The sequence below is a fragment of the [Clostridium] clostridioforme AGR2157 genome (assembly GCF_000424325.1).
GTDB classification, from domain to species: Bacteria; Bacillota; Clostridia; order Lachnospirales; family Lachnospiraceae; genus Enterocloster; species Enterocloster clostridioformis_A.
Map to the genome: position 1 here is coordinate 61,170 of NZ_AUJR01000016.1, position 25,086 is coordinate 86,255.

At 53.3% G+C, this 25,086-nt stretch carries 20 protein-coding genes and 2 pseudogenes; 5 read left to right on the forward strand and 17 right to left on the reverse strand.

The genetic code is table 11. The features are described 5' to 3' along the window. Positions 1–31 precede the first annotated feature (31 nt). The 4 genes from G614_RS0109335 to G614_RS0109350 all read left to right on the forward strand — a co-directional run bounded on the left by G614_RS0109335 (position 32) and on the right by G614_RS0109350 (position 5,390). Positions 32–1,132, forward strand: coding sequence for an ABC transporter ATP-binding protein (locus tag G614_RS0109335; RefSeq protein ID WP_027641758.1), 1,101 nt, complete (start codon positions 32–34; stop codon positions 1,130–1,132). After that, the gene (locus G614_RS0109340; RefSeq protein ID WP_027641759.1) at positions 1,129–2,793 is read left to right on the forward strand and encodes an ABC transporter permease; all 1,665 of its coding nucleotides are present in this window, start codon (positions 1,129–1,131) and stop codon (positions 2,791–2,793) included. Before G614_RS0109335 ends, G614_RS0109340 begins: the two co-directional genes overlap by 4 nt. A 76-nt stretch (positions 2,794–2,869) precedes the next feature. Then, positions 2,870–4,597: a sensor histidine kinase gene (locus G614_RS0109345; protein ID WP_027641760.1), complete on the forward strand. Its 1,728-nt coding sequence runs from the start codon at positions 2,870–2,872 to the stop codon at positions 4,595–4,597. Continuing rightward, the gene (locus tag G614_RS0109350) at positions 4,590–5,390 is read left to right on the forward strand and encodes a response regulator transcription factor (protein WP_027641761.1); all 801 of its coding nucleotides are present in this window, start codon (positions 4,590–4,592) and stop codon (positions 5,388–5,390) included. Before G614_RS0109345 ends, G614_RS0109350 begins: the two co-directional genes overlap by 8 nt. Positions 5,391–5,532: 142 nt before the next feature. Here the strand turns inward: G614_RS0109350 and G614_RS0109360 are convergent, their stop codons facing one another. Continuing rightward, complete coding sequence (locus G614_RS0109360) at positions 5,533–6,366, reverse strand: MerR family transcriptional regulator (RefSeq protein WP_027641762.1); 834 nt, start codon at positions 6,364–6,366, stop codon at positions 5,533–5,535. 116 nt (positions 6,367–6,482) lie between these two features. Between G614_RS0109360 and G614_RS0109365 the strand changes: the two genes are divergently transcribed. Then, on the forward strand, positions 6,483–7,811 hold the full coding sequence (locus G614_RS0109365) for an MATE family efflux transporter (protein WP_027641763.1): 1,329 nt from the start codon (positions 6,483–6,485) through the stop codon (positions 7,809–7,811). 159 nt (positions 7,812–7,970) lie between these two features. Here the strand turns inward: G614_RS0109365 and G614_RS27180 are convergent. The 16 genes and pseudogenes from G614_RS27180 to G614_RS0109450 form a co-directional block, all read right to left on the reverse strand. Further along, positions 7,971–8,749: pseudogene (locus G614_RS27180) on the reverse strand (response regulator transcription factor). After that, positions 8,734–10,446, reverse strand: coding sequence for a sensor histidine kinase (locus G614_RS0109380; protein ID WP_027641764.1), 1,713 nt, complete (start codon positions 10,444–10,446; stop codon positions 8,734–8,736). Before G614_RS0109380 ends, G614_RS27180 begins: the two are co-directional and overlap by 16 nt. Continuing rightward, entirely contained in the window at positions 10,443–11,615 is a 1,173-nt protein-coding gene (locus tag G614_RS0109385; RefSeq protein ID WP_027641765.1) for an extracellular solute-binding protein, read from the reverse strand. Before G614_RS0109385 ends, G614_RS0109380 begins: the two co-directional genes overlap by 4 nt. Before the next feature lie 144 nt (positions 11,616–11,759). Beyond that, positions 11,760–12,836 carry an ABC transporter ATP-binding protein gene (locus G614_RS0109390; protein ID WP_027641766.1) on the reverse strand — a complete coding sequence of 359 codons (1,077 nt, stop codon included), beginning with the start codon at positions 12,834–12,836 and terminating at the stop codon, positions 11,760–11,762. Positions 12,837–12,959: 123 nt separating this feature from the next. Beyond that, positions 12,960–14,669, reverse strand: a complete 1,710-nt coding sequence (locus G614_RS0109395; protein WP_027641767.1) for an ABC transporter permease — start codon at positions 14,667–14,669, stop codon at positions 12,960–12,962. Between the two features lie 180 nt (positions 14,670–14,849). Beyond that, a complete protein-coding gene (locus tag G614_RS0109400; protein ID WP_027641768.1) occupies positions 14,850–16,052 on the reverse strand; it encodes an ABC transporter substrate-binding protein in 1,203 nt (400 codons plus the stop codon). Positions 16,053–16,191: 139 nt separating this feature from the next. After that, positions 16,192–16,308 carry a response regulator gene (locus G614_RS32650; RefSeq protein ID WP_242828049.1) on the reverse strand — a complete coding sequence of 39 codons (117 nt, stop codon included), beginning with the start codon at positions 16,306–16,308 and terminating at the stop codon, positions 16,192–16,194. Then, positions 16,305–17,540 (reverse strand): sensor histidine kinase, encoded by a 1,236-nt coding sequence (locus tag G614_RS0109410; protein WP_027641769.1) that lies wholly within the window; start codon positions 17,538–17,540, stop codon positions 16,305–16,307. Before G614_RS0109410 ends, G614_RS32650 begins: the two co-directional genes overlap by 4 nt. Continuing rightward, positions 17,540–18,226 (reverse strand): response regulator transcription factor, encoded by a 687-nt coding sequence (locus tag G614_RS0109415; protein ID WP_027641770.1) that lies wholly within the window; start codon positions 18,224–18,226, stop codon positions 17,540–17,542. The genes G614_RS0109410 and G614_RS0109415 overlap by 1 nt, the downstream gene beginning before the upstream one ends. A gap of 170 nt (positions 18,227–18,396) precedes the next feature. Next, positions 18,397–19,440, reverse strand: coding sequence for an ABC transporter permease (locus G614_RS0109420; RefSeq protein WP_027641771.1), 1,044 nt, complete (start codon positions 19,438–19,440; stop codon positions 18,397–18,399). After that, complete coding sequence (locus G614_RS0109425; RefSeq protein WP_027641772.1) at positions 19,379–20,392, reverse strand: ABC transporter ATP-binding protein; 1,014 nt, start codon at positions 20,390–20,392, stop codon at positions 19,379–19,381. Before G614_RS0109425 ends, G614_RS0109420 begins: the two co-directional genes overlap by 62 nt. A 36-nt stretch (positions 20,393–20,428) precedes the next feature. Then, positions 20,429–21,637 (reverse strand): NEW3 domain-containing protein, encoded by a 1,209-nt coding sequence (locus G614_RS0109430; protein WP_027641773.1) that lies wholly within the window; start codon positions 21,635–21,637, stop codon positions 20,429–20,431. 48 nt (positions 21,638–21,685) lie between these two features. Further along, positions 21,686–21,946 (reverse strand): annotated as a pseudogene (locus tag G614_RS0109435) (hypothetical protein); the annotation flags it as partial. Positions 21,947–22,055: 109 nt separating this feature from the next. After that, the gene (locus tag G614_RS0109440; protein WP_027641775.1) at positions 22,056–23,345 is read right to left on the reverse strand and encodes a TRAP transporter large permease; all 1,290 of its coding nucleotides are present in this window, start codon (positions 23,343–23,345) and stop codon (positions 22,056–22,058) included. Continuing rightward, positions 23,345–23,827 (reverse strand): TRAP transporter small permease, encoded by a 483-nt coding sequence (locus G614_RS0109445; protein WP_022201417.1) that lies wholly within the window; start codon positions 23,825–23,827, stop codon positions 23,345–23,347. Before G614_RS0109445 ends, G614_RS0109440 begins: the two co-directional genes overlap by 1 nt. A 39-nt stretch (positions 23,828–23,866) precedes the next feature. Further along, a complete protein-coding gene (locus G614_RS0109450) occupies positions 23,867–24,928 on the reverse strand; it encodes a C4-dicarboxylate TRAP transporter substrate-binding protein (RefSeq protein WP_027641776.1) in 1,062 nt (353 codons plus the stop codon). Positions 24,929–25,086: the final 158 nt, after the last annotated feature.

The window sequence follows — 25,086 nt, forward strand, 5'->3', positions numbered from 1 at the left end:
TAAATACTCATAACAAGGAGGGTTACAAACCATGAGTGTAGCTATCAGCATAGAAAATGTAATCAAACGGTTCGGAAAGGATACCATTATAAACGGCCTGTCCTTAGACGTGCGGCCCGGTGAATTCTTCACCCTCTTAGGGCCCTCCGGATGTGGGAAAACCACCCTGCTGCGCATGATTATAGGATTCAATTCCATTGAGGGCGGTGAAATCAGGATTGACGGCAAGGTCATCAACAGCATTCCCACCAACAAGAGAAACATGGGCATGGTGTTCCAGAACTACGCCATTTTCCCCCACATGTCAGTCCGGGACAATGTGGCCTTCGGCCTTAAAAACCGCAAGGTGCCCCAGGACCAGTCCGAGTCCCAGGTGGACGAAATCCTGAAGGTGGTAAAGATTGACCACCTGAAAAAGCGGATGCCCTCCAAGCTCTCCGGCGGCCAGCAGCAGCGGGTGGCCCTGGCCAGAGCCATTGTCATTCACCCGGAGGTGCTGCTCATGGACGAACCCCTGTCCAACCTGGACGCCAAGCTGAGGGTGGAGATGAGGAACGCCATCAAGCGCATCCAGCAGCAGGTGGGCATCACCACCATATATGTAACCCATGACCAGGAGGAGGCCCTGGCTGTATCGGACCGCATCGCAGTCATGAACGGCGGCGTCATCCAGCAGATTGACACCCCCAAGAATGTGTACCAGCGGCCCTCCAACATCTTCGTTTCCACCTTCATCGGACTGTCCAACATCATGGACGGGCGCATTGAGGCAAGGGACGGACAGACGCTGCTTCACATCGGGGATTACAGCGTGCCCATGGAGAACCTTTCTGACAGCGCGGGCGACGGCCAGACCGTGAAGGTGTCCATCCGGCCGGAGGAATTCATCATCAACCGGGAGGGCAGCGACGGCATACCTGCCGTTGTGCGAAGCAGCGTATTCCTCGGCATCACCACCCACTACTTTGTGGAGACCGCAGACGGCAGGGAGATGGAGGTTATACAAAACTCCGATATCTGGGATATCATCCCGGACCACACCCCCATCCGTCTGGGCGTACAGCCCCATAAAATCAACGTGTTCACTGAGGACGGAAGTCAGAGCCTTATTGTCAGGAGGGACCATTCATGAGATATGCGGGAGAGAAAAAATTAAATATATGGGTTGCAATGGCACTGGGAATCCTGGCCCTGTTCCTTCTCTTCGTGGTCTATCCCCTGGTGCTGGTGCTCTATAAAAGCGTCCTTTCTGAGGACGGAAACTTAAGCTTTGCCTATTTCACCAAATTCTTCGCAAGAAAATACTACTGGAGCACCCTGGTGAACAGCTTCAAGGTCACCATTGTCTCCACCCTGGTGGCCGCCGTTCTGGGACTGGCCATGGCCTATGTGCTGCGGAGCGTGCAGATTAAGGGAAGCAAATACCTGAACATCCTGATTGTCATTTCCTACCTGTCTCCGCCTTTCATCGGGGCCTATGCCTGGATTCAGCTGTTAGGGCGGAACGGATTCTTCACCAAAATACTCAACAGCCTCTTTCACATAAAGCTGGGCGGCATTTATGGTTTTGCGGGCATCGTGCTGGTATTCTCCCTCCAGTCCTTCCCCCTGGTGTACATGTACATATCCGGCGCCCTGAAGAACCTGGACAATTCACTGAACGAGGCAGCCGAAAGCCTTGGCTGTACCGCATTCCAGAGGGTGATGCGGATCATCGTCCCGCTGGTAATGCCCAACATGCTGGCCAGCTCCCTGCTGGTGTTCATGCGCGTGTTCTCTGACTTTGGTACTCCCATGCTCATCGGAGAGGGCTATAAGACCTTTCCGGTGCTGATTTACAGTCAGTTCATGGGGGAGGTCAGCACGGACGACCATTTTGCCGCCGCACTCTGCGTCATTGTCATCGGCATTACCCTGGTCCTGTTCTTCCTCCAGCGCTATCTGGGCAGCCGCTTCACCTATTCCATGACTGCCTTAAAGCCCATGGTGGCGGAAAAATGCACCGGCACCCGCAACATCCTGTCCCACCTGTTCGTGTATGCGGTGGTGCTCATCGCCATCCTGCCACAGATTACGGTCATCGTCACATCCTTCCTGGCAACAGGCGGCGGAACGGTATACACCGGGGGCTTTTCCCTGGAAAACTACAGAAACACCCTGTTCTCCAAGAACAATAACACAGCTATCTTCAACACGTACCTGTTCGGAATATGCGCCATCGCCATCGTGGTGGTGTTTGGTATCCTCATATCCTATCTGACCGTCAGGAAGAGATCCTTCCTCACGGGCATCCTGGACACGGTGACCATGTTCCCCTACATCATCCCCGGCTCTGTCCTCGGCATCTCCTTCCTGTATGCGTTTAACAGCAGGCCCCTGCTGCTCAGCGGCACTGCCATTATCATCATCATATCCCTGTCCATACGGCGGATGCCCTACACCATACGTTCCAGCACCGCAATCATCGGCCAGATCAGTCCCAGCGTGGAGGAGGCAGCCATAAGCCTGGGATGCACCGAGACCAAATCCTTTGTGAAGGTGACGGTGCCCATGATGATGTCCGGCGTGCTCTCCGGGGCCATCATGAGCTGGATTACCCTGATCAGCGAGCTCAGTTCCTCCATTATCCTGTATACCAGCAGAACCCAGACCCTGACAGTGGCCATCTACGCGGAGGTCATCCGGAGCAACTTCGGCAATGCCGCAGCCTACTCCACCATCCTGACCCTGACCAGTATCCTGTCCCTTCTGGTGTTCTTTAAAGTTACCGGCAGCAACGACATCAGCATTTAGTCTCTATCTATGATATAATTAGAAGGTACAGTGTCCAAATGGCACTGTACTTCACTACTTCCAGGAGGTACCCGCCATGGCAGGCTACCAGTACAGGGATTACATCAAGCGTTCTTTCTTTAAATATGCAATCTCCATCATCTCACTGCTCTTTGTGCTGATGGGGCTGTTCCTGTTCATCAATGTCCAGTGGATCAGTGTGGGAAGCAATCGGAAGAACAACGCCCTTCTGGCATCTATCCTGGACAGCCAGGTGACATCATATAAAGAGGGTTTGGAGCACTTTTCCACGGATTACCGCTTTTTGGATGCCCTGAAACTGGAAAATGCAGATGCAGCCACCCAGGTCAACCGCCTGCTCTACGGCTTTACCACGTCCCAGCCTATACGGAGTACCTTTGCCCTCACGGATACAGAGGGACGCATGGTAAGCTCCAGCCTCTTTGAGGGAAACCGGGACATATTCCTGAACAGCGCTGTCTATAAGAGCCTGGTGGAAAAAATGCAGGAAGAGCCTGCCATGCCCCATACCATGCCCAGCCGCCTGAATTTTGCCCACGGACAGGCAGGTGACCTGCTCCTGGCCCACTCCCTCGCGGACGCGGACGGTATCTGCGGATACCTGTTTTTCGATCTGATGGACGAACAGATTTATGAGGCGGTGCGGGAATACCCCCTGGACGACGTGGTCATCACAGACCGGTACGACAACCTGATTTTTGCAGTGGGAAGGCAGAACGCAGATCCCATGGAGAAATATCCTGCCGGCAAATACAGGATGGACTGGCAGAAGGGCAATATTGTGAAGGTCAACAACAAGCATTACCATATACACAAGGAAGCCCTTCCTGAGAGCTCCCTGATTCTATACACACTGGTATCCATGGAATTCCAGCGCAGCCTTGTGACCTACGGCATTCTGTTTTTGGGGCTGGCCGGAATTCTAATGGTCATCATGATTACGCCCCTGACCCTGCGCATCACAAAAAAGAACCTGCAGGCCATTGACGAACTCCAGTCCTCGGTGGAGGAAATGGGGCGGGGAAATATGGACTACCGCTTAAAGAGCCAGGTGTTTGACGAATTCCGTATGCTCAACGACGCGTTCCGCAACATGGTGATTCAGCGCGAGGAGCTGATGCTTCACAACAGCGAGCTGGCGGAGCGCAAGCGCACCATGGAAATCAAACAGCTGGAGGAACAGTTTAACCCCCATTTTATCTTTAATGTATTGGAAACCCTCCGCTATGAGATTGCCATTGACTCCCAGAAGGCCTCGGAAATGGTCATGGCCTTTGCCAACCTGATGCGCTACAGCATATTTTACGGCAGCACCATCGTGCCCCTGCAGACCGACATCGAATACATCAACGACTATCTCCTGCTCCAGAAGATGCGCTATAACCGCAGGCTGAATTACCATATCGACATCCCTGAGGAGCTGATGGACTTAAGGATTCCAAAGCTGCTCCTGCAGCCGGTGGTGGAGAATTCCCTGGTCCACGGAATGAAGGATGCCCACTGTGTATCCGTCACCATCACGGCCCGTATGGAGGACAGCACCCTGGTGCTGTGCGTGGAGGACAACGGCAGCGGCATCAGCCGGGAAAAACTGACGGAGCTGCGGGAAGCCCTGGAGCAGGAGGATATTTACAGGGAACATATCGGATTATATAATTCCCACCGGGTAGTGCGGCTCCTCTACGGCCCTTCCTACGGCCTGACCATTGAGAGCTCCCCCGGAAACGGAACGCGGGTGAGCGTCACACTTCCCGCGGATATGGAGGAGGATACATATGTATAAAGTCCTGATTGTTGAGGACGAGGACATCATACGCAAAGGCCTGCTGTTCATGGTAAACTGGCAGGACGCGGACTGCGTGGTGGTAGGGGAGGCAGCGGACGGACTGAAGGGACTGGAAAAAATCCGGGATACCAACCCGGATATCGTGGTGGTGGACATCAACATGCCTGTAAAGGACGGCCTTTCCATGCTGGAGGACAGCATAGAAGAATACGGCTATGACGCCATCATCGTGTCCGGCTACAGCGATTTTGAGTACGCCAGGAAAGCTATCCGCCTGGGAGTCACGGAATACCTACTTAAGCCTGTGAATTTTAACGAGCTCTATGACGCTCTTGGAAAGATTAAAGCCAAGCAGCTGGCAGCGGCCAGGCTCAGGCATGAGATGAAGCAGCTGGACATGGAAAAACGGAAGTTAGGCATACTGGACGAGCCGGAAACAGGGGACAGCCCCGAAGGAAACCGCCATGTGGATCACATGATGGACTGCATCCGAAACCACTACAGCTCCCACCTGTCTCTTACGGATATCAGCGAACAGTGCGGCATGTCCTGCACCTATCTGAACTCCAAGTTTAAGAGCTTCACCGGCTACACCTTCAACGACTATCTGAACCGCTACCGGATGCAGAAGGCCGTGGACCTGCTGAAGGAAAACAAATACAAGGTCTACGAAATTGCAGACCTTGTGGGCTTCTCGGATTATAAATATTTCATCAAAGTGTTTAAAAAATATGTGGGATGCTCTCCGGTCAAGTTCATGGAGGGCGGCAGCTCGGGCCCTACCCCTTAAAATCTTCACACAGGTTGGGGCGGTGTATATCCAGCACCACGGTCAGGTCTCCATCGGAAAACCGCTTATCCAGCCTCCCCGTACCAGTACCACGCCTCCCATTCCGGTATCCGGCGCCCTCTGAGAAGCCCTCCTGTAATACTCATCCCTCTGACACCCCATCCTCCACCGGTACCATAACCTTTACTATATACTGTTCGTACTCCTTCACCGTCAGCTCATCCAGCATCAAATCCTCATACCACATCTGCCCCAGCCGGATTCCCCGCTCCCCCGCAAAGGCGCTGATGAGGCGGTAGGGATTTTCCATGTCCCACAGGTGACCCCTGCTGTACAGCTCCACATAAGTTCCCTCCGGCCGTTTCTGAACCCGGTGGGAGGCAGTTTTCTTATCCAGCCTGGTATACACCTTCACGTAGCGGTCATATATGCCCCGGTCCAGGTCCTTCCCCAGATAAATGGAGCCCACTGCGCCCACTGCTCCATGGTACTTTTCCTGCATTCTGACATGCTCCGCAATCTCCACCGCGGCCTTCCGCTCCGATCCCGCGCTGATGTCCGACACCAGCAGATATTCCCTGTCCCTCTCCACCAGCCTTGGCTCGTCCAACGCGGTGTTCATGGCCAGCCTCACCGACTCTTCCTCATGAAGGATAAAGCGCTTCATATTCTTCAGACGCCGTATCTCCTCGTCAATCTGGCGCTTCTTTCCGTCTATCATGGACATGAACCGCTCCGGGGAACGGTTTTCCATATACTCCTTGATTTCCCCCAGGGACATTCCCAATTTCTGCAGGGCGCGAATGACCTCGAACGTGTCCATCTGCCATACAAAATAATACCTGTATCCGTTCTCCTCCTTAATGGCCGGGGAAAAAAGGCCTATTTCGTCGTAGTGAAATAAAGTGTGCTTCCCGACCCCCAGTATTCTGGCGAATTCCCCGGTGGTAAAATATAGTTCCGACTGTTTTTCCATTTTCGCTAATCTCCTCTTGACTATCGGGTTACCCTATAGCATATGATAATACCTGCAGCTGAAATTATCAAGTTCCAACCATACTTAACTTATTGAATTAAAACAGGAGTGTTAACATGAGTCATTCATTATCCAAAAAATTTACATTCGGGTCTCTGCTGCTGTTTGCGCTGCCCACCACTGTCATGATGGTGGTGATGTCCCTGTACACCATTGTGGACGGGGTTTTCGTATCCCGGTTCGTCAGCACCAACGCTCTTTCATCCGTCAATATCGTCTACCCTGTGATTAACATCGTGCTGGGCATCTCCGTCATGCTGTCCATGGGAAGCAATGCCATCGTGGCAAAAAAAATGGGAGAAGGCCGGCCTGACAGCGCCAGGGAAACCTTCACCGCCATTATTCTGCTGAATATCATAATCGGACTGGCCTTTGCAATCATCGGGAACCTGACGGCAGTGCCCCTTTCCCGTATGCTGGGAGCCAGCGACCTGCTCCTAGAGGACTGCGTCACCTACCTGCGCTGGCAGCTGGCTTTTGCTCCCTCCCTCATGCTTCAGATCCAATTTCAGATGTATTTTGTCACGGAGGGGAAGCCAGGCATCGGACTGTTCCTCACCCTTCTGGCAGGCATTGCCAACGCAGCGCTGGATTATGTGCTGATTGTACCCATGGGAATGGGGATTGCCGGGGCAGCCATTGCCACGGTCACCGGCTACACCATACCGGCCCTAATCGGCCTCATCTACTTTGCCGCCGCCAGAAAGAGCCTGTGGTTCGTACGGCCCCGCATTGTAAAAAGGGAGCTGGGAGAAGCCTGTCTCAACGGTTCCTCCGAGATGGTGACAAACCTTTCCTCCGGCGTCATCACCTTCCTGTTCAATCTGCTGATGATGCATTTTGCAGGCGAGGACGGGGTGGCGGCCATCACCATCATCCAGTATTCCCAGTTTCTGCTAAATGCATTGTTTATGGGATTTTCCCAGGGCGTGTCTCCTGTCATCAGCTTTAACTACGGAAGCAGGAACCACCAGCAGCTCAGACAGGTATTTATAACCTCCCTCATTTTCACGGCAGCCTCCTCCCTGGCTGTTTTCCTCATGGCCCGGCTGGGCGGCAGCCTGGTGGTGGAGATTTTCGCCCGCAGGGGAACGCCGGTCTATGAACTGGCAAGGCACGGATTCATGATATTTGCATGCAGCTTCCTCTTTTCCGGCTTCACCATCTTTGCCTCCGCCCTGTTCACGGCCCTGTCCGACGGACGGATATCCGCCATCATCTCCTTCGTGCGCACCTTTGGCCTGATTATCACCAGCCTGCTGGTGCTGCCCCTCATCATCGGGATGGACGGCGTGTGGCTGGCCATTCCCATAGCGGAATTCGGCGGAGTACTGCTGTGCCTTTATTTTCTACGCAGATACAGGACCAAATATCACTATGCCTGATTGTTTAACTGCCCCGTAAAAAGGGGGATGGCCCGGCGCTTTGATACAAAGCAGTCCGGGCCAGCGTCATTTCTGACATATACAGCATAAACCATGGAGCCGCTCTAAGGTCAAGGCAATTTCGTCCTTGGAGATAATTGTAAGGTTTCTTACGAATTCTCACGACACCCCTTTGATAAACTTGGTGGGAGATTTGGAGGTGTACTTTTTGAACACGGAGCAGAAATGCTTGTAGTCCGTAAACCCGGTGGCCTCTGATATCTCACTGATTCTGTACTGTCTGGTGCCCAGCATCACAATGGCCTGCTGGACCCTGTATTTGTTGAGGAAATCCAGGAAGGTCTGTCCCGTGACCTCCTTGAATTTCCGGCTCAGGTAGCTGGCGCTGACCCCCAGGTCATCTGAGATGGACTCAATGCTCAGCTTCCTGGCAAAATCCTCCCGTATGGCCTTTATAGCCCTGGAAACATACTGGTTCTCCGACAGGTCCAGCTGCATGTAGTACTCCAGGTTCAGGTTGCCCCCCTCTATCTCGGCCTGCTCCATCACATGCTCCACCTGGCGGCTGCTTACGATTTCCTCCCCCAGCCGTTCCATGATGCCTGCCAGGGCCTCCTCATCCACAGGCTTTAGTAGGTACTCGCAGACCCTGGCCTCGATGGCGCGCCTGGCATACTCAAAATCCGCGTAGCTGGTCAGGAGGATGCTCTTAAACCTTATCTGCTCCGAGGCTTTCTTTATCATCTCTATGCCGTCCATAAAGGGCATGCAGATATCCGCTATGACCACATCCGGCCTGTACTCCAGAATCTTCTCATATCCGTCCTGACCGTCGGCGGCCTCCGCCACCACCACGCAGTCCATGGACAGCCAGTCCGTGGTATAGACCAGCCCCTTTTTATCATCTCTTCGTCTTCCGCAATCAATACACGCAACATCCGTCTGATTCCTCTCTTTTCACCGGCAGGGTCACCACCAGGGTGGTGCCGTGCCCCTCCGCGCTTCTGATCTCCACCCCGTAGGGGCGTCCGTACAGGATATCGATTCTTCTGTGAATGTTATACAGTCCCGAATGCCTTCTGGGAATTTCCTTCTGTTCCAGCAGAGCTGTCAGCCCGCTTAAGGTTCCCTGTGGGATTCCCACCCCGTCGTCCCGGCATATCATGATTAGTTTCCCCTCATGGATATAGGCTTTCAGCTCCACGGTCAGGTTGAGCTGCTTTCCAAACCCGTATTTCACCGCATTCTCAATCATGGGCTGGAGCACCAGCTTGGGAATCCGCAGGTCCATGGCTTCCGGCTCCACGTCAATCCGGCAGAGGAACCGTTCCCCGAACCTGCGCTTTAATATGGTCAGATAGGATTCCAGGTGCTCTAAGTCCTCCCTTAAGGTCACCTCTGCCTTGCTGCCGTCCAGGCTGTAGCGCAGAAGGTTTGACAGGCTGAACACCATCCGCTCCGCCGTTGCAGGCTCCAGCTTGCACATGTACCGGATGTTTTCCAGGGTATTGTACAGGAAATGGGGGTTAAACTGGGATTCCAGCTGCTTGTTCTGGGCCATGGACACCAGCTCCGCCATCTTCCTGTTGTTCTCCATCTGGATTCTCAGGCTCTGTATGGTCTCGTTATAGGCGTCGGCAATGATTTTGAATTCATTGTTGCTCTGTATCCGTATGACACCTTCCAGGTCGCCGTCCCTGGCATTCTCCATCACATCCAGGATTTTATAGAAATCCTCTGTCTTTTTCTCCGTCACCTTCCTGGAGTTGAGAAGCATCCACAGGGTCATGAGCACCAGGGCCGTGATGACCAGGCCGCTGCCCAGGCCCAGGGAAATGACGATGTTCTGGATATCGGAGATGGAATACACGGTAAACCCTCCCCTGGGAACCCGCTGCCTGGACACCAGGTACATCTGCTTCTCATGGCTTAAATACCTGCCCGACTCTCTGAGGACCTTCATGACCTGGTTGCTGCTGTTTAAGAAGCTGTAATTACTGCTGACATAAGCCCAGCCAAAGGGATCGGCAATAATGGTCTGGATATCCGGCTTGTCCACAAGGGCCTTAAACTGGCTGCTGGGAATGGAACACAGGATATAGCCCAGCTTCCGGTTCCCATCCATCACGCTCCGCCCTATGGCGATCGTACTGCCGCCGTTTTTCCATCCTTCCGCCAGACTGAGGGCCGTCTTATGGGGTTCCCGGTCCATATCGTCAAATATGCCCCAGGACACATCCTCCGGCATATCCAGGAACTGGGGGAGGCCGCTGCGGCTGGAAAGAAGGATGTTCCTGCTGCTGTCCATGACAAACAAATCTCCCTCCAGGCCCAGGCTGTTGGTGATGCCGTAAAATATCCCAAACAGCTCAGCCTTTCCGTTCTGGTCGCGGACTTTGTCAAAGCAGCCTGGCCGCGAAGCCATCTCCTCCACACCCTCCTCATACCGCGCCAGCACATTGTCCAGCAGGCCGGCCACATACCGGTTGTGCTCAATATTGCCGCTCTTTTTCCCGTGGAGCAGCACTGCCATGAAGAGCAGGCCGCACACCAGGGTGAATATGACCGCCGGGACAATGGCGTAGGCGATAAACATGCGCTCCAGTTCATGGCGGAAATACCGTTCCTTCTTCACTGGCTTCCCACCTCCCCGGACATGCCTGCATCCTCCTCAAGCACCCTGTTGTAAATAGAGGCAAAATGCTCCAGCCACGTCCCCTTTCTGGAATTCACCTCGTCCTCCCTGCTGTATATGATGTGGATGTCCTCCTTATCCGGCAGATAGGAAGGTTCCTCCACATCCTTTCTCACGGAACGGCGGTCCAGCCTCATGGAGATAACGGTCTGGGCGTCCTTACCCGTTACAAAGTCCACAAAATCCCTGGCCTCCTCCACATGGCGGCTGCCCTTTACGATACAGACGCTGTCCGGCGTGGAAATAACCCCCTCCTTCATATACACCAGCTTTACCGGTCCTTTGTCCGCCACATAGTGGGCGGCAGCCTCCTCAAAGGTAAGGCCCACGGCGTATTTTCCCTGAGCCACCCCCTGATACACCTCCCCGGATCCGCCTAACAGGATGCCGTCCAGGTTCCGGCAGAAGTCCTCCACGTAATCCCAGCCCTGTTCCGGCTCCCCGTCCCCCATGGCATAGAGCATATTGATGAGATGCTCGTAGGCCGAGGACGACGTGGCAGGGTCGCACATGGCAATTCTGCCTTTCAGCTCCGGCTTTAACAAATCCTCGTAGCCCTCCACCTCCACATCCCCAATCAGGTTTGTATTCACCATGATTACGCTGGGAATATCCGTGAACCGGCTCATATTGCCTTCCCTGTTCTTAAACTCATCCCGCACCATATCCTCATTGCAGCTTATGTAGGGCTCAAACAGCTCCCTCTTGGGACTGGTGGTGGAAAAGGAACCGCCCCAGAATATGTCGCAGGGAGGAGCGCTCCCCTCCTCCGCCATCTTAAGGAGCTCCCCCGTGCCCCCGGTCTGGACATAGACCCGTATTCCGGTCCGTCCCTCAAATTCCGACACAATGGGGTTGATGAACTCAAGGGGATGAGGGCAGTAAATCACCAGCTCCTCATCCCCTGCATGGTCCGCACCTGCCACATGATCCGCACCTGCCACATGGTCCGCGCCTGCCACATGATCCGCGCCTGCCACATGATCCGCGCCTGCCACATCTGCCACATGGCCCGCAGCCGCAGAAGTCCCGCTGCCTGCGCAGCCGGCCAGGCAGAGGGACATCCCTATCACTGCAATATATATGTTCCAACTCTTCTTCATACCCATCCGATTCCTCATACTGCCTGCCAAACCACGTCCTCCGGCCTGCCCCTGCGGGGTATGCACACGGTCCGGCCGGTGGCCTTTCTCCGGCCAGGCCGGAACCGAACCGGCCCGGGCATCATATCTTTCGACATTATACCAATGCGTCTACAGGATGTAAACCCCCTTGGGATCGAAATCCAGGTACGCCTTTTCCCCCACCTCGTATATCCTGCGGTTCACGGGATTGTAATCCGTAATCTGAATCTCCATGTTCCCCACCATAACCTGATAGTACTGATAGGATCCCATGAAGGTGGACAGGGTCACAGTGCCTTCCAAAAGCCCCTGCTCCGCCAGGGTTGCCCCCTCAGGCCGGATGACCAGCACGGCTGCGTCCCCTGGCCCTGCCTTTGCAAAATTGTTGACCGTAAGCTCCTGTCCCACCACGTCGATGACCGCCTTTTCACCGCTTGCGGACCTGACCTTGGCCTCCAGGAAATTGGCCTCCCCGATGAAGTCTGCCACGAACCTGGAATTGGGATGGTAGTAAATCTCCCTGGGCGTCCCAATCTGCTCCACCTTCCCCTTGCTCATGATAATGATTTTATCGGAAATGCTCATGGCCTCGGACTGGTCATGGGTCACATAGATGGCCGTAATGCCCACCTTCTGCTGGATTTTACGAATTTCCGTCCTCATGGTGACCCTCAGCTTGGCGTCCAGGTTGCTTAAGGGCTCGTCAAAGAGCAGTACGCTGGGCTCGATGACAAGGGCCCTGGCCAGGGCCACACGCTGCTGCTGGCCGCCGGAGAGCTGGTTGGTCATGCGGGACTCCATGCCCTCCATCTCCACCAGCTTAAGGATGTTCATGACCCTCTCATGAATCTCCTCCTTGGGGAGCTTGCGTATCCTAAGGCCATAGGCCACATTGTCAAATACATTGTAATGGGGCAGAAGGGCGTAGCTCTGGAACACCATGGCCGTATCCCTCTTATTGGGTGTCAGTGCATTGATGGCCTCATCCCCCAGGTAGATATCCCCCTCATCCGGGCTCTCAAATCCCGCAATCATGCGCAGGGTGGTGGTCTTGCCGCATCCCGAAGGCCCCAGGAGCGTCACGAAGGTGCCGGGCTCGATATCCAGGGTGGTATCCTGCACTGCATAGAATTCCTTTCCTGTCTTTGGATCTGTATATATTTTGGAAATGTGTTCCAGACGAACACCTTTTTTCTGTTTATCCATATAAACTTTCCTCCTCGCTATGAGCACTTAGCGTCTGTCCTTTAGACGCTTACGTGCGATGCATGCCACTGGCGCTTAGCGGGCGTCCTTTGACCGCTTAGCGCAGCGGCCCGCTGTGAGCGCTTAGTTCTCCTGCTTTATCTTCCTGCTGACTCCGAAGAACTTCATCAGGGTATTCATGATAAGTACCGCGCCGTAGGTTATGATGATCAGAACGGTTGCATAGGCGCATGCCACGCCGTAATTGCCCTTCTCAGCCTGCTCATTGATCTGGCAGGTGATGAGTAAGAAGTCGGGCGTCACCAGAAGAATGATGGCCGAAATTGCCGTGATGCTCCGCACAAAGGCTGTCACCAGGCCGCTGAAAAAGGAATCCTTAATCAGTGGAAGTGTTACGGTCATAAACACCTTGGCGGAGTTAGCGCCCATATCGCAGGCTGATTCCTCGATGGACTTGTCAATCTGGCGCAGGGCTGAGATGCCGCTTCTGGTGCCGGTGGGAAGGCTGCGCACAATGAATACGATAATCAGGATAAGGCCGGTGCCGTAAAGTCCGCTCATGACGCCGGTCCTGAACAGGCCGTTGGCATAGCCCCTGATATATCCGATACCCAGCACGGTGCCGGGCACTGCCATGGCCAGCATGGATACAAATTCAATAAATCCCTTGGCCTTAAACCGTTTCTTTACCACCAGATAGGAGATAACCATGGACAGGAAGGCTGTCAGGGGAGCCGCAATCAGGGACAGGACAAAGGAGTCCTTAAATGCCTTAAGTCCGCTGGTCTTGAACATGTACTGGAACCATTTAAGACTCAGGCTGTAATCCCTGCCCCAGAGGGTGAACAGGGCGCCAAAGGGCACCATAATGTACATCAGCATGACAAAGGCTGACACTGCGCCGCAGAAAATGGTCAGCGGAACCGTAACGCTCTTATCCTCTATGAGCATTCTCATGCGGGAGGCCTTTCCCGTAAGGGTGGCTGCTGTCTTCTTCTCCAGATAATACTTCTGAATCAGGAACAGCACCACGGTCAGGGACAGGAGCACCACGGACATGGCCGCTGCGCCGGTGGAGTCATAGGCCCCTGTTACCTGAAGGTAGATGGTGGTGGCCAGTGTGTCGTAGGAGCCTCCAATCAGCATAGGGTTGGCGAAATCCGCCACGGACTCAATGAAGGTTACCAGGAATGCATTGCCCAGTCCGGGAAGGAGAAGGGGAAATGTGACGCTGGTGAACACCTTCCAACGGGTAGCTCCCATGTCCCTTGTGGCCTCCTCCAGGGAGGGGTCGATATTTTTCAATAGTCCCTTCAGCATCAGATAGCATACAGGGAAAAAGGTCAGTGTCTGTACAATGGCGATTCCCTTCAGCCCGTATACATTGGAATCATAGATTCCCAAAAGGGAACGGGTGATGATGCCGCTTCGTCCGAACAGCATAATCATGGACAGTGACAGTACAAAAGGCGGAGAAACCACGGGAAGCATGGAAACCATGGCAAACAGCTTCTCCAGCACCCTTGTCTTAAGCTTTACATACACCCCCACATAGGCGAACAGCAGACCGATGGCAGTGGACGCGATTCCCGTAATCATGCCTAACACCAGGGTGTTTTTGAAAGCCTTCTGGAACCGCTCCAGACTCAGCACCCTCCCGAATACCTCCAGGGTAATCTTACCTTCCGAATAAAAGCTGTCTACCAGCAGCATCAGAAGGGGGTACAGGATAAACAATGCCAGGAATACCAGCAGTACCACAATCATACTCACCAGTATGGGGTCTGAAAAAAATTTCCTGCGCTCCAGCTCAGCGCTCTGTTTTCCGGCCACAATAAGGCCCCCTTTCCCGAGGAATTTTTTCCTCTTGATTTCTTACGGTCCCTTTTGCCAAACCAGGACCATAATGTAACAAATGCTGCGTAATGAATGATGACAACCATTACGCAGCACCCGTCTGCAAGCTTACACTACATTACGTTTTCAAGTGCCGGACACCGGCTGGAGCCCTGCCTATTCTGTCAAGAAACGGCTGGAGTCCGCGCTGTCGGAGGAGCTTCCAAGAGCTGCGAAGAAGTCCTCTACATACTTGGCACTGTTTTCCTTTGCATCCTCAAAATCATAGTCAATGGTATTGTTCATATCCAGACCAAATTTCGTAGCTTCCTCAGGCTGGGTGGCATTGCTTAATACCAGGAACTGATAGGAGCCATTCTCCTTGGCGTGGTCCACACAGTCAGGAGACAGGGCATATTCAATCCACAGCTTGGCTGCGTTTGGATGTGCGCATCCGTTGAAGATGGCGGTAGCGCCTACCTCAAAGGAGGTTCCGTCCTCAGGAACGATTAACTGGATATTATCATAGCCCTGAAGAATCTGGTAAATGCCGTCATGAAGGAATCCGATACCGATTACGCACTCGCCCGGGCCTACCATCTTGGATGGGCCGGAACCGGACTTGGTGTACTGGGAAATGTTCTTGTCCAGGGCCTTGAAATACTCCATGGCCTCGTCATGTCCCTTCATCTGAACCATGGTGTTAATGAGCAGTTTTGCCGTGCCGGCCGTGTTGGGATTGGACAGCATAATGAGTCCTTTGTACTCTTCCTTGGTCAGGTCATCCCATGTCTTGGGAGCTTCCAGACCCAGACGGTCCAGTTCTTCCGTATTGACCATGAAGCCCAGGATGCCCTTATAGATGCCGTACCAGCAGTTGGTCGGATCCTTGTACTGGTCGCCAATCAGGTTCTTGGCATTGATGGCGTCATACTCCATCAGAAGGCCGTCGGCCACTGCCTCGTTATAGGGGTCTGTGGTTCCGCCGAACCATACGTCGGCAGATGGCTTGCCTGCTTCCTCGGATATCTTGGTGTAAACCTCTGATGTGGAAAGTCTCTGGTATTTTGTCTTGATTCCGTACAGCTTCTCAAAATTCTGGCAGGCAGCAGACAGATATTCCTCCTCGCAGGAGCCGTATACAGTCAGTTCGCCTTCAGCCTTGGCTGCCTCGATGAGGGCATCCATGTCCCCGCCCGCAGCCTCAGCCGCCGTGGTTTCCGCTGCCTCAGCCTTGCTCTCCTCCTTTGCAGCCTCTGCAGCGGCTGCCGTGGCAGTCTCAGATGCAGCCGTGGTTTCTGCCGCCTTGTTGCCGCCTCCGCAGGCAGTAAGGCTTAAAGCCATGGAGCATGCCAGCAAAAGTGCCAGTTTTTTCTTCATAATAATACCCTCCTTCTCATTTCTGATGGTTTCATCATAGCAGAAAAGAAGGAGGGTAAAAACCGCTTTTTAAGTAATTTTGTCGTGATTTCTGAACCTGGTTTCCACTTTTTTATCTAATATCCACAACTGTATCCAGTTACAGACATGCATCCAGCTTCCGCAGCAGCTCCTCCATGGGGATGGGCTTGGACAGGTGGCCGTTCATGCCGATGTCCAGGGCTTCCGCCGCAATGCCGATGCCTGTGCCCTTCACGGAAAATAATAAAAAGGACGTTTCCTTTTCACGGTCACGTAAAAACAGTTCATACCGTCCCTGTACTCCACCCCGATTCCTGCCCTGTGGCTCCTGGCTGTCTCTGCTGCTATGGCCAGCCCCAGGCCATAACCGTTTGTGCTGCTCCTGGCGCTGTCATCCCTGTAAAACCTTCTGAAAATCAGCCTGCGTCTGTCCTCAGGTATGGGTTCTCCCTGGCTGCACACCCACAGCCTTGCCTTGCTGCGGCCGGCCGGCTCCAATCTTACCTCTGTCCGTCCCCTTGGCACGGAATATTTTACCGCGTTGTCCATGAGGGCCTTGATTAACTGCCCCATCCGGGAGGGGTTCCCCATCATCATCACATCATCCTCTATTTTATATTCCAGCACCTTCTCCTCCTGGTAAAATACAGGTTCAAAGATCAGTATCTTCTCCATAACCAAATCACTTAAGCTGAACCGGGTAAATTCCCCCTTCCTCGGTACATAGGAATCGTTCCTGGCCAGAAGCAGGAGACTTTCCACCAGGGATCGCATTTCCCTGCACTCCTGGTTCACATGCTCCATCCACTTGTCCGCCTCCGCCGATATGCCTGCATACCGTTCCTGCAAAAGCTCTGCATTGGCCGTAATCACGGTCAGCGGGGTCTTTAACTCATGGGAGGCATCTGCCACAAACTGCTTCTGCATGCGGACAGATTCCTCCACCGGCTTCACGGCCCACCGGGAAAAGAAATAGGACAGCGCAAAGAATCCCAGCCAGATAGCCACGCAGGCCATTCCCCCGTATTTCATAACCCCGTTCCTCAGTGAATCCTCATAGGTGGTATCTGCAAATGCAATCATATGCCCTGCCGGCTGGCTGATTCTTAAATATCTCAGATGATACGCGTCCAGTATTCCCATATCCTCCTCCCCGGTCATGCCCAGGACAGCCATCTGTTCCAGGAATCCCGGTTCCCAGGAGGCGTCATATCCTTCCCCCAGCGTCACCACGCCGTCCGCTCCCACCAGAACAGTAAAATACGGAATCTGAACCGGGGACATGGCTGCAAATATCAGGGGATGTTCCTTCCGGGATACCACCCTGGACAGAGCCAGGCTCCCCTGGTCATTCACCCTCCGTTTTACCACGGAGGTCACTGCGCAGAAGGTTATGCCTATGACCGCTGTCACCACCAGCATGTTATAAATAATGAACTTAAGCCGAAGCCTGCCTATTTCCTTCATCAAAGCACCTCCCTGCTGTTCTTTTCCACAATCCTGTATCCCAGCTTGCGGATAGTGACAATCATCACATCCGCCTTGAGGAAATCCAGCTTCTTTCTCAGAAAAGATATGTAAATCTCCACATTGTTTTCCACTGCCTCCGCATCATTTCCCCACACCCTCGACAAAAGGGTTTCCTTGGAAACCACCATATCCCGGTTCACCATCAGAATCCGCATGATGTCGTACTCTTTCTTGCCCAGCTGTATGCTTTTGCCCGGCCCCCTTAAGGTATAGTCTGCCTGGCTCAGTGAGATGTTGCCCAGGTTCAGGCTTTCGGGAATCACCTCCCCCCTGCGCCTCAGGATGGTCTTCATCACAGCCAGTAGCTCCTGCATGTCGAAGGGCTTTGTCAGATAGTAATCAGCGCCGCTTTCCAGCCCCGTCACCCTGTCCTCCAGCTCGCTTTTGGCTGATAGTATCAGCACGGGAACAGGACATCCCATTTTCCTGGCCTCCCTTAACAGGGTGATTCCGTCCATTCCGGGCAGCATCAGGTCCAGAATGGCTGCATCGTAGCCGCCGTCCTTTAAGAGCCAGCAGCCGGTACTGCCGTCTCCGCAGATATCGCAGTCATACCAGTGCTTCAATATGTCACGGATGGACTCTGCCAGCCGCCTGTTATCCTCCACAATCAAGACCCTCATCTATATCCTCTCCCTGTGTTGAGTCATGTCTGAAAAATCCACCTGTATTCTCTCTCAATTCTGTACGAACCGCAAGAGAAAAGAGGTGGATTTCACAGATAATTCACAAACCCGTATAATTGATGCCGTCATGCAGCCTGTACAGCTCTTTTACCTGCTGTATGGCGCTTTTACCTGCTGCGTATCTCCCTTCTCATGAAGCTGATGTAGGAAGCGGCGAACACCACGGCTGTCAGTGCCAGCAGACCCGTCAGATGGGGCCATACCAGCAGGCAGCTCTGTCCCAATGACAGATACCCGGTGATAGCGCCCGACATCTGCTGGGGCAGGATGATGTTGGTGGAGCGCACCATGGGATTCATAATGGTGGACACTGCCTCGCTGTACAGGTAATAGGGAGACAGACGGTTCAGGCTCATCTGGCAGCTGTAATTGTCCAGAATCCGGCCTGCCGATGCGGTCTGCCCCATGGGATACAGGGCATTTGCCACAATGCTCACCACCAGCGTCATGAACAGCGCATAGAAAATCCACAGCGCAATCACAATCATGGCCGAGGTGGCTGCATGGCGGCACAGCACGGAGCAGAGAATGGACAGCGCCAGCCAGAAGCAGATATAGACAGAGGTAAAGAACAGCAGCACCAGCACCCGTCCAGTTTCCTCGGCAGCAGGCGGCACCCCTGTGGCCAAAAGCCCCACGGCGCCTGCAATGAGTCCCATGGAAAAGACCATGAGGAAAATAATTGTGGCGCCTGCCAGGAACTTACCGTTTATGACCGCATCCCGGTAAATGGGCTGCGCCACCAGGCGGTTTAAGGTGCCTTCGGAGCGCTCGCTGTTGATTGCGTCAAACCCAAGGCTCAGCCCCACAAACGGTCCTAACAGCGCAATGAAGGAGGTAAAGGAAGGAATGGAGCTTCCGCTTAAGGTGAAAAGCTTCAGGAATATATAGCCGGAATCAGATGCAACCGCATCCGAAAGGCTGGTCAGGGCCCCGTATATGCTGGCGCAGCTGGTCAGCAGAATCAGCCCCAGCACAATCAGGAACCGTTTGCTCCGTATATGGTCCGACATCTCCTTGCGGTACAGGGCAGCCATGCCGCCCATGCCCTTACCCGGTCCCGTCTTTGCGCCTCCGCCAGATATATTCTTACCGCTTCTGCCTGCTGAAAGAAAGGAATCCTTTATTTTTCTTTTGATTGAGACCACCATTTTTCTGCTCTCCTTTCTCAAAATATCTGCGGTAAATTTCATCCAGGTCATTTCCCCGCTGTCTTAAGTGGCGCAGGGTATACCCCTTTTCCAGGGCCCTGCGGTTTAACTCCCTGCACAGGTCCGACCTGGAATGGACCACGTAAAAATCACCGGTCCGCTCCACCTGTTCCACGTTTCCAAGGTTCCTTAACAGTTCCTCAAATCCGCTGTCATCGGGAAAGGCAGATGCCTCCAGGGCATAATGCCCTTCACGGCGAATCTGGCCTGCCAATTCGTCAATCCGCCCGCAGGCAATGAGCCTTCCATCCACAAAAAGCCCCACCCGGTCGCAAATCTGCTGAATCTGATAAAGCTGGTGGGAGGATATGAGGATGGTCCTTTTATCATCCTCCGCCAGGCTGCGTATCAGTGTCATCAGCTCCCGCATTCCTTCCGGGTCGATTCCCAGGGTGGGTTCATCCATGATAACCACCTTGGGGTCCTTCATCAGGACATCGGCGATTCCCAGACGCTGTCTCATGCCCCGTGAATAGGTTCCCGCCTTCTGGTCGGCAGCCTCTGTCATCCCCACCTTTTCCAGCAGTTCCTCCATCCGCCTGTCTATCACGTCACCGGACAGTCCGTTAAGCTGTCCTGTAAATCGAAGGTTCTCCCGCCCCGTCATGTCGGAATAAAACCCCACATTATCCGGCAGATACCCCACCATCCGCTTGACTTCGATGGCCTGCCTGGCGCAGTCCTTCCCGTCTATGTACGCACTGCCGCCGGTGGGCTCCGTCAGCCCTAACAGCATAAGGGTGGTGGTGGTCTTTCCTGCTCCGTTTGGTCCCAGCAGCCCGAATATCTCTCCCCGCCGGATTTCCAGTGTCAAATCACAGACCGCTTCCTTTTCCCCATAGGATTTGGACAAATGTTCGGTCCGTATCATCATTTCTTCCTCATTATCCATAACAATGACCCCTTTCCAGCGTACTATCCATAGGGGCTACCTTCTGCCGTATTTGCGGAACACATAGCCCAGGCCCCCTGCCGTACACAGTATGATGACAACAGCAACCACGCCCCAGACCGTCTTTGTCTTAACCGATACCCGGAAGTCGGCGCTGGACTGGGTCTGCTCGCAGGCTGCGGTGAATGTGTTCACATAATCCCCTGTGACGGCTTCCGAAGAAGGCTTTACATGGGCAATGACCTCTGTGGTGCTTCCTGCCGGTATGGAGGGGATAATGTTGTTCTCCGTGTTGTAGGTCACGGTCCAGCCTGTTGGCAGGGATGAATTCAGAGAAACATTTTCCAGGTCCACGTTGCCAGTATTGGTGATGTTAAGCGTCACATCCGAGGACCGCCCCGCATAGGCGTCAAAGCTCAGGCGGCCGTCCGGGGTGGAAACCTTAAGGCCATAGCTGCCTGTAATGACCACCTTCAGGCTGGTGTCCAATGTCTCCTCAGCCGACACAGCGCTGCAGGATATGTCATATTCCCCTGCCGCAACCCCCTCCGGCGGCGTCACCGACACAGTCATGCCCTTGCTGGCGCCGGACTCCACCTCGAGGGCAGCCACCTTGGCTGTCTCGCCGGTGGGGGTAAAGCTTACACCCCAGCCGGACGGCGCATTGGATGATAAGCTGTAGGACTGTGTCTTAAGCCCGTTGTTAATCAGTGTGGTACTGAAAGAGAAATTAGTGCCTGTGGTTCCCTCCTGCTGGGGGTACTCCGAAGTAAAGCTTCCCTTTCCCGCATTCATCTCATTTACCATGAACGAGATGGGCAGACTGGCTGTGAGGCCCTCGCCCGCAGACGCCTTCACCTCCACCGTATAGGTTCCCTCTGTCAGCTCCTTTGGAACCGTTACATGAAGGGTCACCTGGGATCCGTCGCCTCCGTTCTTTACATGGATGCGGCTCACCTGATAGCTGCCGCCCTGGAGATAACCCTCCCATCCCTCAGGCATGGCAGTGACCTCCAAATCCGCATCCAGGCTGGCCCCTGTGTAGTTCTCCAGCGTGATGGGGATATTCAGGTTGTCTCCCGGCTTCACGGATATGCCCGGATAGTCCGTATTCAGGTCCAGGCCGCCGGCCCCGTAAACCGTATGAGCACCCATAAATACCAGGAACACAGCCGCCATGAGGACTGCCAGAAATCCAAACCGCTTACCTGTCCCGTCCTTTCTGATTACCATTGCTTCCTCCATAATTTCCTCCTTTTGCCCAGTACGGGCATCTGTATTTTCTACCAGCTATCATAGCGGAGAAACCTTTAGCCAACCTTTAATAAGTTTGAAAATACTGTGAATAAAAATGATATATTCCTTTACCACCAGATTGACTTTTACCACGGTCCGCTCCTCATCCATGCGGACCAGCCTTCCCTCCTTTACAACCTGCCGGCTCCACCGGAGCCGGTGAAGCAGATAGGCCACCCGCATCTCCTCCAGAAGGTTGGATCCGTCGTTGCTGGCAGAGCCGTCCACAGCCTGCCCCAGAGGCACTCCCAGCTCCATGGGCTGCCCTGTATTCCGGCATGCTCAACAGGCTAAAGCCCATAATACAAAAAGCCCTGCACGGCCTGCCCTTTTAAGGCAGCCCATGCAGGACTTATAAAATAATGGATTACATACCCGCACCATAAATCATATTTGGCAGGAACAGCACCAGATCCGGGAAGAATACGCAGATAGCCAGCGTTGCCAGGATAGCTATGAACAACGGCAGCGAATACTTCGTGGTCTCCTGCACCGAACAGTCCATGATATTGGAACAGGTGTACAGTGCAACTCCAACCGGAGGCGTGGAACAGCCCATGGTAACAATGGTCATCATGATGATGCCGAAGTGAACCGGGTCAATGCCGTACTGTGTGATAATTGGAATCAGTATCGGGGTAACGATCAGGGTGATGACCGTAGTCTCCATAAACATACCGAACACAGTCAGCATAATTAAAATCAGCAGCAGAAGCACGTATTTATTGCTGGTCAGACCTACCAGCAGAGTGGTCAAAGTCTTTGGCAGCTGGTCAAATACAACGCCGTAGCTGAATATGCCGGAGAAAGCCAGAATCATGGTAATCACGGATAAATCCTTTACGCTGTCCACGATACACTTCTTAAACTTCTCAAGGTTCAGTTCCTTATAAATGAAGATACCTACAAACAGTGCATAGAACACGGCAAAGGCACCGGATTCCGACGGGGTCATGACGCCGAAACGAATCAGCACAATCAGCAGGATTGGGAACATAAGCGCCCATATACTCTCAAAACAGGACTTGATGATAACCCCTGGAGGTGATGGCTTATCATGGTCCGGCTGATATCCGTAGTGGCGCGCGGACCAGGAGGTGGCAATCATCATGAAGATACACATAATGATACCTGGAAGGAATCCGGCTACGAACAGGCGTCCAATGGAAACCTCGCCCACAGTGCCGTACAGAATCAGGCCCATGGACGGCGGAATTGTGGCTACAATCAGTCCTGACAGACAGTTGATTGCAGCGGCCCAGCCCGGTGCATAGCCTCTCTTTGTCATCTCAGGCCCAAGGATACGGCATTCCATGGCTGCATCCGCAACTGCGGAACCGGATACGCCGCCCATCAGGGTTGAGAGAACCACGGAAACCTGTCCAATGGAACCGTACATATGGCCGGTCAGCACGTTTGCCAGCTTTACCAGACGGGATGTGATGCCAGTGTTGTTCATCAGGTTACCGGCAAAAATGAACAGCGGAATCGCAAGCATGGTAAAGGACTGGGTGGTGGACAGGGATTTCTGCACCAGAATGGTCCACGGAATCTCCGGCCTCATCAGGAAGAAGGAAAATCCGGACACCGCAATCGCAAAGGCCACCGGCATTCCAAGGAACAGGAGAATTAAGAAAAATCCAACCGCACTTAACACTAATTAACCCCCCATTCTTTCATTGGTTTCCTGATATCACCGAGCACCTTGCCTATCATGCTGAAAAACATCAGCAGGGAGCCCACCGGTACCGCCAGGGTACACCAGGCATAGCTCATCTTCAGGGTATTAAAGGTACGGTTCCAGCTCTGGGACACCAGCAGGAATCCGTAAACAATCAGAATCAATAAAAACAGCAGCATGAAAAAGTCAAACACCAGCATCAGAGTCTTCTGGACCGCCTTGGGGAACCGGTTGGACAGCATGTCGATTCGAATCAGGCCGCCGCTCTTAATGATGATATCAGAGCCGATAAAGGTCAGCCATCCAAATGCCAGCAGCGAAACATCCTGAGCCCAGTTCACCGGCATTCCTATGGTTCTGGCCACTGCGGACCAGAACACCAGAACGGCAATCATGCATAACATTGCACCGGCCAGAAGCTCCTCTGTCTTTAAAATAACAGCAGAAATTTTTTTCATTTAAAGCTTCCTTTCTGTATTGCGGAAAGTACCTGGGGATTAATTGGTCTTACCAATCTCCTTGTACAGTTTATCTCTCAGTTCAGCATAGCCAAGTTTCTCATATACAGGATCAACGGCTGCCTTAAATGGCGCTAGGTCCGGCTCTACGATGGTCATTCCTGCCTCAACCATTGCCTTCTCAGCCTCGTCAGCCTCTGTCATTACGTCAGCAGCTGTTTCCTGGCCAACCTCGATGGAGGTCTCAACCAGCAGTGTCTGTAAATCTTCCGGCAGGCTCTCAAACCAGCTCTGGCCGCAGATTAATCCCTGCATCAGCTGGAAATGTCCTGTCTTGGACTGATACTTACACACTTCATACAGTCTGGATGGATATGTAGATGTGTTCTGTGCCTCGCAGCCCTCCAATGCCTTGGACTGGATTCCGTTGTAAACCTCGCCCCATGACATGGAAATCGGAGTGGCGCCCATGGCCTGGATCGTCTCGGTACATACTTCCTGTCCGATGGTACGGATTCTCATGCCCTTCAGGTCATCCGGCGTGTTGATTGGCTTGTTGGTCATAAAATGACGTGGGCCGTCGTAGAATGTAAAGGACAGGATTTTAATTCCGTGGTCCTTGGACAGGGAATCTGTCCAGCCCTTAAATGTATCAGTCTGTGTTATCTTATAGCACTCATCGTAGTTATCTGCGAAGTAGCCCATCATCAGAATGGAGAAATCCTTCACATACTGTCCCATACGGGAAGCATCCGTGTTAACCGCCACATTGGCGCCCTGGATGGCCTGCTCCAGCACATCCTCGTCACTGCCAAGCTGGCCGGACGGGAACACGCTTACCTTCAGCCTGCCGCCTGATTTCTCATTTAACACATCAGCCAGCTTCTGGTAGTTCCTGGTAATCAGGGCCTGCTCTGTCTGGGAAGTTGAAATCTTTAACTCATATACCTTGTCATCGCCTGCGGCAGCCTCACTGCTGTCCCCTCCCTGGGCCTGTGTTGCTGCTGGCTGGGCATTCCCCATACCCGGCATGCCGTTGCATGCAGTCATTGCCATCATTGCCGCTGTAAGAACACCTGCTAATAAAACTCTCTTTTTCATAGTTATCCCCTTTCCTTAAGTTGTCCAGCGTAACAACATTCGCTAAACGTTTACATATTTTACTCATTTAGTATAAACGTTTACATATTTTCCATCAAGCACTTTCCGCAAAAAAGTTTAACAGAATTTTAACGTTATTTTTATGCAATCCTCACAAT

Bases quoted from the DNA above. Each gene is read 5' to 3' on its own strand.
- G614_RS0109410 (WP_027641769.1), bottom strand. From the start codon at position 17,540: ATGAAGGAAATAGGCAGGCTTCGGCTTAAGTTCATTATTTATAACATG.
- G614_RS0109360 (WP_027641762.1), bottom strand. From the start codon at position 6,366: ATGGAAAAACAGTCGGAACTATATTTTACCACCGGGGAATTCGCCAGA.
- G614_RS0109430 (WP_027641773.1), bottom strand. From the start codon at position 21,637: ATGGAGGAAGCAATGGTAATCAGAAAGGACGGGACAGGTAAGCGGTTT.
- G614_RS0109350 (WP_027641761.1), top strand. From the start codon at position 4,590: ATGTATAAAGTCCTGATTGTTGAGGACGAGGACATCATACGCAAAGGC.
- G614_RS0109450 (WP_027641776.1), bottom strand. From the start codon at position 24,928: ATGAAAAAGAGAGTTTTATTAGCAGGTGTTCTTACAGCGGCAATGATG.
- G614_RS0109365 (WP_027641763.1), top strand. From the start codon at position 6,483: ATGAGTCATTCATTATCCAAAAAATTTACATTCGGGTCTCTGCTGCTG.
- G614_RS0109345 (WP_027641760.1), top strand. From the start codon at position 2,870: ATGGCAGGCTACCAGTACAGGGATTACATCAAGCGTTCTTTCTTTAAA.
- G614_RS0109415 (WP_027641770.1), bottom strand. From the start codon at position 18,226: ATGAGGGTCTTGATTGTGGAGGATAACAGGCGGCTGGCAGAGTCCATC.
- G614_RS0109335 (WP_027641758.1), top strand. From the start codon at position 32: ATGAGTGTAGCTATCAGCATAGAAAATGTAATCAAACGGTTCGGAAAG.
- G614_RS0109445 (WP_022201417.1), bottom strand. From the start codon at position 23,827: ATGAAAAAAATTTCTGCTGTTATTTTAAAGACAGAGGAGCTTCTGGCC.
- G614_RS0109400 (WP_027641768.1), bottom strand. From the start codon at position 16,052: ATGAAGAAAAAACTGGCACTTTTGCTGGCATGCTCCATGGCTTTAAGC.
- G614_RS0109390 (WP_027641766.1), bottom strand. From the start codon at position 12,836: ATGGATAAACAGAAAAAAGGTGTTCGTCTGGAACACATTTCCAAAATA.
- G614_RS0109340 (WP_027641759.1), top strand. From the start codon at position 1,129: ATGAGATATGCGGGAGAGAAAAAATTAAATATATGGGTTGCAATGGCA.
- G614_RS0109385 (WP_027641765.1), bottom strand. From the start codon at position 11,615: ATGGGTATGAAGAAGAGTTGGAACATATATATTGCAGTGATAGGGATG.
- G614_RS0109420 (WP_027641771.1), bottom strand. From the start codon at position 19,440: ATGGTGGTCTCAATCAAAAGAAAAATAAAGGATTCCTTTCTTTCAGCA.
- G614_RS0109425 (WP_027641772.1), bottom strand. From the start codon at position 20,392: ATGGATAATGAGGAAGAAATGATGATACGGACCGAACATTTGTCCAAA.